Below are 9,478 nucleotides of genomic sequence, written 5' to 3' on the forward strand. Positions count from 1 at the left end.
GTCCTGGACCGTGTATTTACGGGCCTGGCGGCCCACAAATACACGACAGCGTCCAGGACCTACCGCCCCTCCGGCCCCGCCCCCTCCCGTCTCGTCGCGCCTCCGGGGCCGGCCCATGAACCGGTTCCGGGGGCCCCGCCTCTCCCGTTGAGTCGCGCCCCGGGGTCGGTTCGTGGGCCGGGCCACGGCTCCCGTCTCGTCGCGCCCTCGGGGCCGGTTCGTGGGTCGGCCCCGCCCTCACCAGGCGGGCGGGGGCGGCCGACAGCGGGCGCCCTGTCGGTATGACGGGTCCGTTCACTGCATGCTGCGGCAGGCAGGATCGCGGGGGCCGCAGTCGTGCGGCCGTTCTCAGCTGGTGCTTGCGGGGCTCAGCTGCGCGGACGGCCGTAGTAGCTGCCGAGCTGGTGGTGGTAGCCGCTGTCGCCCACGTGCTTGTCCTTGTCGAACTCCGGGGAGTCCTTGATCTCGCTCTTGGTGCGGCCGACGTAGATCTTCCGCTCGGCGGTGTCGATCCGGGAGATCGTGCCGGCCGGGAGCAGGACGTGCTTGCCGAAGATCCACACGCCGGTGTCGACGACGATGTACGCCGAGCCGACCTCGTCGGAGTGCTTGTCGACCTTGCCGATCTCGCCGTCGGTGGCCTCGACCTTGTAGCCGATCAGGTCGCTACCGGCCGCGTAGCCCGCGCTCGGCTGGTAGCCCCACATGTTGTCGGTCACGGCAGGATTCCTCTCGTTCGATGTTCGTCCGGTGTTCGCTCGGCCGCCGGGAGGGGTCGTTCCCTCGCCGGGGCTTGCATCGCATCGAGTACCCGCCCGTCGGGTGCCAAACGTCAACCGGCCGAGGATGCTGAGAACATCGCCGTGCTGAAGCCGTGGCCGGGCTTCGGGGCCAGGCCGTCCTTCGTGCCCGTGAAGACCGTGACGGAGTCCTGCGCGACGCCCTGTTGGGTGCGGACGACGAGGTCGGCCCGCTTGTCGCCGTCGAAGTCCGCTAGCCCCAGGACGGAGGTGCCTGTCACCCCCGATGCCTTCCCGGAGCCTCCGTTCGTCGGCAGTACGCGGGCCTGTGCGGCGGAAAGCCCTCGTGCGCGGCCCCGCAGCAGCGTCAGCCGCGCGTCGGCGCCCTCGCCGCTGGTCACCACGAGGTCGGTGCGGCCGTCTCCGTTCACGTCGCCCGCGTCGAGGGCGCGCCCGAAGCCGCCGGCCCGCGCGATCGTGGACCGCCGGCCGCCCGGCAGGTCGTACCGGACCGAGACCCGGCCCCGCTCGCCCACCGCCACATCCCCGGCCGCCCGCTCGCCGAACCGGCCGAAGGCCAGGTCGTACCCGGCCCTGAACTCCGCGCCGGGCTTGCCGGGGCCGGTCGGTCCGCCCAGCAGCAGGCTGCTGCCGCGCGCCTTGCGGGCGTCGCCCGCGCGCACCACCAGGTCGTCGTACCCGTCGCCGTTCACATCGGCCAGCGGCCGGGGGCTCAGCAGCACGCTTCCCCGTACGGGCACCGGTCCACTCGCCCCGCGAGGCGCGCCGGACCGGCTGAACGGACCGCGCAGGAAGCTCAGTTTCCGGGCGCCGGCGGTCAGCGCGAGGTCCGGGCCGCCGTCCCCGTCGAAGTCGCCGCAGACCGGGTGGTCCGGCCAGTCCCGTCCGGCGCGGGCGTTCTTGGGCACGCGCAGCTTCACGGCCTTGCCGGTCAGCCCGTGCGGTCCGCCGTAGAGGATCTGGAAGGGGACCGGCGGGGTGCCGATCCCGTCGTACGGCGGGTCCGCGCCTATCACGAGGTCCGCGTAGCCGTCCTTGTCCAGGTCGCAGCTGGTCTGCGCGTCGAAGGCGGCCGGCAGCACGCCCTTGGTGGCGGTGGCGTTGCGCGCGGGGCTGAGCAACTGCCGGACCGCCGGGTCCAGTCCGCCGGCCTTCGTCCCGTACACGATCCCGATGCCGGCGTCGTCGCCGTGCACGTCCTGCCGCCGCTTGACGAGTTCGTCGATGACCAGGTCGCGGTACCCGTCCCCGTTGAAGTCGTCGTCGAGCTTGCCGCCCTTGCCGCGCGGCACTCGCCGGGCCGGCGGAACGGGCGCGTGCCGGGCCTTGGCGACCGTCGGGCCGTCGCTCCCGCGCGCCTCGCCGCCCTTGCCGGGGGAGTCGGACGCCGTCCAGGCCCGGATGCCGACGCCCGCGAGGAGCACCAGCGCGAGGGCGATCACGGAGGTGAGGACCTTGCGCGTCACCGCCCGCCACCCGTCGGCAGCACGGCCCGACACCGCTTCGTCGCCCTGGTCCGTATGCGCACAACCCACCCCGTCCGTACCGCCCGACAACAGTTTTCCCATGATGCTGCCGGGCGCTGATTGCGGAAAGACAACGGACCGGTCGGGATCGGGCGGCAATGGGCGGCAATGAGCGGTAAATGGGCGGAGTCGGTCCGGGGTTGGGCAGCCCCCGGAAACGACTGCGGCCGGCACCGCCCTGAGGCAGTGCCGGCCGCCGGCGTCGTCACAGGCTCGCCGGGCTCACTTCGCCCGGTCGCTCCGCCCGCTCACTCCACTACTTCACCGGTGCGGGCTCCGGCTCGTCCGCCGGGTCGGCCGGGGTCTTCACCGATTCGAGGAGCAGCTGGGCCACGTCCACGACCTTGATGGACTCCTTGGCCGAGCCGTCGTTCTTCTTGCCGTTGATCGAGTCCGTCAGCATGACCAGGCAGAACGGGCACGCGGTGGAGACGATGTCCGGGTTGAGGGAGAGGGCTTCGTCGACGCGCTCGTTGTTGATGCGCTTGCCGATCCGCTCCTCCATCCACATCCGGGCGCCGCCGGCCCCGCAGCAGAAGCCGCGCTCCTTGTGCCGGTGCATCTCCTCGTTGCGCAGCCCGGGCACCTTGGCGATGATCTCGCGCGGCGGGGTGTAGATCTTGTTGTGCCGGCCCAGGTAGCAGGGGTCGTGGTAGGTGATGAGGCCCTCGACGGGCGTCACCGGGACCAGCTTGCCCTCGTCCAGCAGGTGCTGGAGCAGCTGCGTGTGGTGGATGACCTCGTACTCGCCGCCGAGCTGCGGGTACTCGTTGGCGATGGTGTTGAAGCAGTGCGGGCAGGTCGCGACGATCTTCTTCTTGGACTTCCCGACCTTGATGCCCTCTTCAGCGTCCTCACCGAAGGCCGTGTTCAGCATCTCGACGTTCTGCTGGCCGAGCTGCTGGAAGAGGAACTCGTTGCCGAGCCGCCGCGCCGAGTCGCCGGTGCAGTTCTCCTCGCCGCCCATGATCGCGAAGTTGACGCCCGCGATGCTGAGCAGTTCCGCGAATGCCTTGGTGGTCTTCTTCGCGCGGTCCTCCAGGGCGCCGGCGCAGCCGACCCAGTAGAGGTACTCGACCTCGCTGAGGTCTTCGACGTCCTGGCCGACGACCGGGACCTCGAAGTCGACTTCCTTGACCCAGGCGAGCCGCTGCTTCTTGGCCAGCCCCCAGGGGTTGCCCTTCTTCTCCAGGTTCTTGAGCATCGTCCCGGCCTCGCTGGGGAACGACGACTCGATCATCACCTGGTAGCGGCGCATGTCGACGATGTGGTCGATGTGCTCGATGTCGACCGGGCACTGCTCGACGCACGCGCCGCAGCTGGTGCAGGACCAGAGCACGTCGGGGTCGATGACCCCGTTCTCCTCCAGCGTCCCGACCAGCGGGCGCTCGGCTTCGGCGAGCGCGGCGGCGGGGACGTCGGCGAGCTGCTCCGGGGTGGCCTTCTCGTTGCCCTCGTCGTCCTTGCCGCCGCCCGCGAGCAGGTACGGCGCCTTGGCGTGCGCGTGGTCGCGCAGCGACATGATCAGGAGCTTGGGGGAGAGCGGCTTGCCGGTGTTCCAGGCGGGGCACTGTGACTGGCAGCGGCCGCACTCGGTGCAGGTGGAGAAGTCGAGCAGGCCCTTCCAGGAGAAGTGCTCGACCTGCGAGACGCCGAACTGGTCGTCCTCGCCCGGGTCCTCGAAGTCGATCTCCTTGCCCGCCGAGACCATCGGCTGGAGCGCGCCGAGGGCGACGTCGCCGTCGGCCTCGCGCTTGAACCAGATGTTGGGGAAGGCGAGGAAGCGGTGCCAGGCGACACCCATGTTGGTGTTGAGCGAGACCGTGATCACCCAGATCAGCGAGACGCCGATCTTGATCATCGCGGTGAAGTAGATCAGCGTCTGGAGCGTGGGGACGCTCAGCCCCTTGAAGGCCAGCACCAGCGGGTACGACACGAAGTACGAGGCGTCGTAGCTCTCGACGTGGTGGATCGCGCCTTCCAGGCCGCGCAGGGCCAGGATCGCCAGGCCGATGGTGAGGATGACGTACTCGACGAAGTACGCCTGCCAGGCTTTGGAGCCGGTGAAGCGCGACTTGCGGCCGGCCCGTGAGGGCAGGTTGAGCAGCCGGATCGCCATCAGGATGACGATGCCCAGCACGGTCATCAGACCGATGAACTCGATGTACATCTCGAACGGCAGGAAGTCGCCGATGACGGGCAGTACCCAGTCGGCCTGGAAGAGCTGTCCGTACGCCTGCAGCAGGGTCGGCGGCAGCGTCAGGAAGCCGACCGCCACGAACCAGTGGGCGACGCCGACGATGCCCCAGCGGTTCATCCTGGAGTGGCCGAGGAATTCCTTGGCCAGGACGAGGCTGCGGCGCACCGGGTCACCGGTACGGCTGCCGGCCGGGACGGCTTGGCCGAGCTTGAAGAACCGGGCGAATTGCGCGACGACGCGGCCGAGCAGCGCAACGCCGACCACGGTGAGGACCAGCGACACGATGATCGCGGCGAGTTGCATGGGGGCTCCTCGAACCTGCGAGAGCGGGATTTGCCAACAAAAAGGGTAATTACTAAGCAGTAACTTTTCTGGTCTTCGCTGAGGTTACCGATGATCCCGGACCCCTTGTAGCCGCCTGGCCGGTGATCTGTGTCGCTCAGGCAACCCTGCGTCGGCCGCCGGGGTCGGGCGTGGGTGGGGTTTCGGCGTGTCGCTTCCTCCTGGTGACAGTAAGACGGGTATAAAAGTTGAGTGGGTCCGACTCAGGTCTGTTGACAAGAGATTTCGGATCGTGCACCCTTGAGCCTGTTCCACTCAAGGCATCTGGAGGGCTCCAAAATGGCACGTGCGGTCGGCATCGACCTGGGTACGACGAACTCCGTCGTCTCTGTTCTCGAAGGCGGTGAGCCCACCGTCATCACCAACGCCGAGGGCGCCAGGACCACGCCGTCCGTCGTCGCCTTCGCCAAGAACGGCGAGGTGCTCGTCGGCGAGGTGGCGAAGCGTCAGGCGGTCACGAACGTCGACAGGACGATTCGTTCGGTCAAGCGCCACATGGGCACTGACTGGAAGGTCAACCTGGACGGCAAGGACTTCACTCCGCAGCAGATGAGCGCCTTCATCCTGCAGAAGCTGAAGCGCGACGCCGAGGCGTACCTGGGCGAGAAGGTCGTGGACGCGGTCATCACCGTCCCGGCCTACTTCAACGACTCCGAGCGTCAGGCGACGAAGGAGTCCGGCGAGATCGCGGGCCTCAACGTCCTGCGCATCGTCAACGAGCCCACCGCGGCGGCGCTGGCGTACGGGCTCGACAAGGACGACCAGACGATCCTGGTCTTCGACCTCGGCGGCGGCACCTTCGACGTCTCGCTGCTCGAAATCGGCGACGGCGTGGTGGAGGTCAAGGCCACCAACGGAGACAACCACCTCGGTGGCGACGACTGGGACCAGCGCGTCGTCGAGTACCTGGTGAAGCAGTTCCAGAACGGCCACGGCGTCGACCTGGGCAAGGACAAGATGGCCCTCCAGCGCCTCCGCGAGGCCGCTGAGAAGGCGAAGATCGAGCTCTCCTCGTCCACCGAGAGCACGATCAACCTCCCGTACATCACAGCGTCGGCCGAGGGCCCGCTGCACCTGGACGAGAAGCTCACCCGCTCGCAGTTCCAGCAGCTCACCGCTGACCTGCTGGAGCGCACCAAGAACCCGTTCAACAACGTCATCAAGGACGCCGGCATCGCGCTGTCCGAGATCGACCACGTCGTTCTGGTCGGTGGCTCGACCCGTATGCCGGCCGTCGCCGAGCTCGTCCGCGAGCTGACCGGCGGCCAGGACGCCAACAAGGGCGTGAACCCGGACGAGGTCGTCGCCATCGGCGCGGCGCTCCAGGCCGGTGTCCTGAAGGGCGAGGTCAAGGACGTCCTGCTGCTCGACGTCACCCCGCTGTCCCTGGGTATTGAGACCAAGGGCGGCATCATGACGAAGCTCATCGAGCGCAACACCACGATCCCGACCAAGCGCTCCGAGATCTTCACGACGGCCGAGGACAACCAGCCGTCCGTGCAGATCCAGGTCTACCAGGGCGAGCGCGAGATCGCGGCGTACAACAAGAAGCTCGGCATGTTCGAGCTGACCGGCCTGCCGCCGGCCCCGCGTGGCGTCCCGCAGGTCGAGGTCACCTTCGACATCGACGCGAACGGCATCATGCACGTCGGCGCCAAGGACCTCGGCACCGGCAAGGAGCAGCGGATGACCGTCACCGGCGGCTCCGCGCTGCCGAAGGACGACATCGACCGCATGATGCGCGAGTCGGAGCAGTACGCGGAAGAGGACCACAAGCGCCGCGAGGCCGCGGAGACCCGCAACCAGGCCGAGCAGCTCGTCTACCAGACGGAGAAGTTCCTCAAGGACAACGAGGACAAGGTCCCCGGCGACGTCAAGACCGAGGTCGAGACCGCTGTCGAGGACCTCAAGGAGAAGCTGAAGGGCGACTCCACCGCCGAGGGCGAGGACACCGCGGCGATCCGCGAGGCCACCGAGAAGGTCGCGGCGGTCAGCCAGAAGCTGGGCCAGGCGATGTACGCCAACGCCCAGGCCGACGGCGCGGGTGCGGCCGGTGACGGTCAGCCCGGCGCCGACCAGGCCAAGGCCGAGGACGACGTGGTCGACGCCGAGATCGTCGACGACGAGAAGACCAAGGGAGACGCCGCGTGACTGAGGAGACCCCGGGCTTCGAGCAGGAGCCCGACGTCCCCTCCGACGCCGCACAGACCCCTGACGATGCGGCGCAAGCCGCCGGATCCGCCGAGCAGGCGGACCCGGCGGCCCCGGCCGGGGACGACGCACAGCAGACAGCCCAACAGGCAGCGGCCCAGCAGGCAGCAGGCCTCACGGCGCAGCTGGACCAGGCCCGCTCGGCGCTCAACGAGCGCACGGCGGACCTCCAGCGGCTCCAGGCCGAGTACCAGAACTACCGTCGCCGGGTGGACCGGGACCGGGTCACCGTCAAGGAGATCGCGGTCGCGACCCTGCTGACCGAGCTGCTTCCGGTGCTCGACGACATCGGCCGCGCCCGGGAGCACGGCGAACTGCTCGGCGGCTTCAAGTCCGTCGCGGAGTCGCTGGAGACCGTAGCCGCGAAGATGGGCCTGCAGCAGTTCGGCAAGGAGGGCGAGCCCTTCGACCCGCTGGTGCACGAGGCCCTGATGCACAGTTACGCCCCCGACGTCACCGAGACCACCTGCGTCGCGATCCTCCAGCCGGGGTATCGCCTCGGTGAGCGTACGATCCGCCCCGCGCGGGTCGCGGTCGCCGAACCGCAGCCGGGTGCTACACCGGTCAAGGACGGCGAGGACGCCGACGAGGACGCGCCGGACGACGAAAGCGGTGCCCCGGATCAGGGCTGACGCCATGAGCAGTGCATCGCACAGCGCGGTGAACAGAGAGGAGGGACGTCGGGGATGAACACCAAGGACTTCGTGGAGAAGGACTACTACAAGGTTCTCGGCGTCCCGAAGGACGCCACCGAAGCCGAGATCAAGAAGGCGTTCCGGAAGCTCGCCCGCGAGTTCCACCCGGACGCCAACAAGGGTGACGCCAAGGCCGAGGAGCGCTTCAAGGAAGTCTCCGAAGCCAACGACATCCTCTCCGATCCCAAGCGGCGCAAGGAGTACGACGAGGCGCGCGCGCTGTTCGGCAACGGCGGATTCCGCGCCGGACCGGGCGGCGGCGCGGGCGGCCCCGGCGGCTTCAACTTCGACCTGGGCGACCTCTTCGGAGGCGCCCAGGGCGGGCCCGGCACAGCCGGTGGCGCGGGAGCGGGCGGTTTCGGCGGCGGCCTCGGAGACGTCTTCGGCGGTTTGTTCAACCGGGGCGGGGCGCCCGGCCAGGGCACCCGCGTCCAGCCGCGCCGCGGCCAGGACATCGAGTCCGAGGTGACGCTCAGCTTCACCGAGGCGGTTGACGGGGCCACGGTCCCGCTGCGGATGTCCAGCTCCGCCGCGTGCAAGGCGTGTGCCGGCACCGGCGACAGGAACGGCACCCCGCGGGTCTGCCCGACCTGCGTGGGCACCGGCCAGGTCAGCCGCGGCGGCGGTGGCGGATTCTCGCTCACCGACCCGTGCGTGGACTGCAAGGGCCGCGGCCTGATCGCCGAGACGCCCTGCGAGGTGTGCAAGGGCAGCGGCCGCGCCACCAGCTCCCGCACCATGCAGGTCCGCATCCCGGCGGGAGTCAGCGACAGCCAGCGCATCCGGCTCCGCGGCAAGGGCGCACCGGGCGAGCGCGGCGGCCCCAACGGCGACCTCTACGTCGTCGTCCACGTCGACGCGCACCCGGTCTTCGGCCGCAAGGCCGACAACCTCACCGTCACCGTCCCCGTCACCTTCCCGGAGGCGGCGCTCGGCGGCGAGATCAAGGTCCCCACCCTCGGCGGCCCGCCGGTCACGTTGAAACTCCCCCCGGGGACGCCCAACGGCCGTACGATGCGGGCCCGCGGCAAGGGCGCTCTCCGCAAGGACGGCTCCCGCGGCGACCTGTTGGTCACCGTCGAAGTCGTGGTACCCAAGGATCTCGACGACAAGGCGCGGGACGCCCTGGAGTCCTACCGGGAGGCGACCGCGGACGACGACCCGCGGGCGGAGCTGTTCCAGGCCGCGAAGGGAGCATGAGATGGACGGCCGAGGTGTACCGGGACGCAGCAGGGGTCACAACCCCTATCAGTTGACCGAGGAAACCCCGGTCTACGTCATCTCCGTCGCCGCCCAGCTCTCGGGCCTGCACCCGCAGACCCTGCGGCAGTACGACCGCCTCGGCCTGGTCTCCCCCGACCGCACGGCCGGCCGCGGCCGCCGCTACTCGGCGCGCGACATCAGCCTGCTGCGCGAGGTCCAGCGCCTCTCGCAGGACGAGGGCATCAACCTCGCGGGCATCAAGCGCATCATCGAGCTGGAGAACCAGGTGGCGGCGCTTCAGGCGCGCGCCGCGGAGCTTCAGCGGGCGGTCGAGGGCGCTACGGTCTCGATGCAGCAGCGCGAGGCTGCGGTGCATGCTTCGTATCGGCGCGATCTGGTGCCTTATACGGATGTGCAGCAGACGAGCGCGTTGGTTGTCTGGCGGCCCAAGCGCAACGACTGATGCGGTGACCGCATTGGTTGACCACTTCCGTCCGGCGGACAACGGCGTGGGGCGGAAGAGCAGACGCTCTTCCGGCC

At 69.4% G+C, this 9,478-nt stretch carries 7 protein-coding genes; 4 read left to right on the forward strand and 3 right to left on the reverse strand.

Annotation, left to right across the window (positions count from 1 at the left end; genetic code table 11):
- Nucleotides 1-368 precede the first annotated feature (368 nt).
- From QMK28_RS08720 to QMK28_RS08730, 3 genes are all read right to left on the reverse strand, one after another.
- Nucleotides 369-719 carry a PRC-barrel domain-containing protein gene (locus tag QMK28_RS08720; RefSeq protein WP_326436457.1) on the reverse strand — a complete coding sequence of 117 codons (351 nt, stop codon included), beginning with the start codon at nucleotides 717-719 and terminating at the stop codon, nucleotides 369-371.
- A gap of 113 nt (nucleotides 720-832) precedes the next feature.
- Nucleotides 833-2,227, reverse strand: a complete 1,395-nt coding sequence (locus QMK28_RS08725; RefSeq protein WP_326436458.1) for an FG-GAP repeat domain-containing protein — start codon at nucleotides 2,225-2,227, stop codon at nucleotides 833-835.
- Between the two features lie 316 nt (nucleotides 2,228-2,543).
- On the reverse strand, nucleotides 2,544-4,790 hold the full coding sequence (locus QMK28_RS08730; protein ID WP_326436459.1) for a (Fe-S)-binding protein: 2,247 nt from the start codon (nucleotides 4,788-4,790) through the stop codon (nucleotides 2,544-2,546).
- Between the two features lie 318 nt (nucleotides 4,791-5,108).
- Here QMK28_RS08730 and dnaK point away from each other — a divergent pair, with 318 nt between their 5' ends.
- Genes dnaK through QMK28_RS08750 form a run of 4 tightly spaced genes read left to right on the forward strand, consistent with a single transcriptional unit; the run spans nucleotide 5,109 to nucleotide 9,401 of the window.
- On the forward strand, nucleotides 5,109-6,980 hold the full coding sequence (dnaK, locus tag QMK28_RS08735) for a molecular chaperone DnaK (protein WP_326436460.1): 1,872 nt from the start codon (nucleotides 5,109-5,111) through the stop codon (nucleotides 6,978-6,980).
- A complete protein-coding gene (gene grpE / locus QMK28_RS08740; RefSeq protein WP_326436461.1) occupies nucleotides 6,977-7,672 on the forward strand; it encodes a nucleotide exchange factor GrpE in 696 nt (231 codons plus the stop codon). The genes dnaK and grpE overlap by 4 nt, the downstream gene beginning before the upstream one ends.
- A 54-nt stretch (nucleotides 7,673-7,726) precedes the next feature.
- Nucleotides 7,727-8,935, forward strand: coding sequence for a molecular chaperone DnaJ (gene dnaJ / locus QMK28_RS08745; protein WP_326436462.1), 1,209 nt, complete (start codon nucleotides 7,727-7,729; stop codon nucleotides 8,933-8,935).
- A gap of 1 nt (nucleotide 8,936) precedes the next feature.
- Nucleotides 8,937-9,401 (forward strand): heat shock protein transcriptional repressor HspR, encoded by a 465-nt coding sequence (locus tag QMK28_RS08750; RefSeq protein ID WP_326436463.1) that lies wholly within the window; start codon nucleotides 8,937-8,939, stop codon nucleotides 9,399-9,401.
- Nucleotides 9,402-9,478: the final 77 nt, after the last annotated feature.

This window comes from Streptomyces sp. H27-D2 (assembly GCF_035828615.1).
Classification (GTDB): Bacteria; Actinomycetota; Actinomycetes; order Streptomycetales; family Streptomycetaceae; genus Streptomyces.

Coding starts and splice junctions, on each gene's coding strand:
- dnaK (WP_326436460.1), top strand. CDS start 5,109: ATGGCACGTGCGGTCGGCATCGACCTGGGTACGACGAACTCCGTCGTC.
- dnaJ (WP_326436462.1), top strand. CDS start 7,727: ATGAACACCAAGGACTTCGTGGAGAAGGACTACTACAAGGTTCTCGGC.
- QMK28_RS08750 (WP_326436463.1), top strand. CDS start 8,937: ATGGACGGCCGAGGTGTACCGGGACGCAGCAGGGGTCACAACCCCTAT.
- QMK28_RS08730 (WP_326436459.1), bottom strand. CDS start 4,790: ATGCAACTCGCCGCGATCATCGTGTCGCTGGTCCTCACCGTGGTCGGC.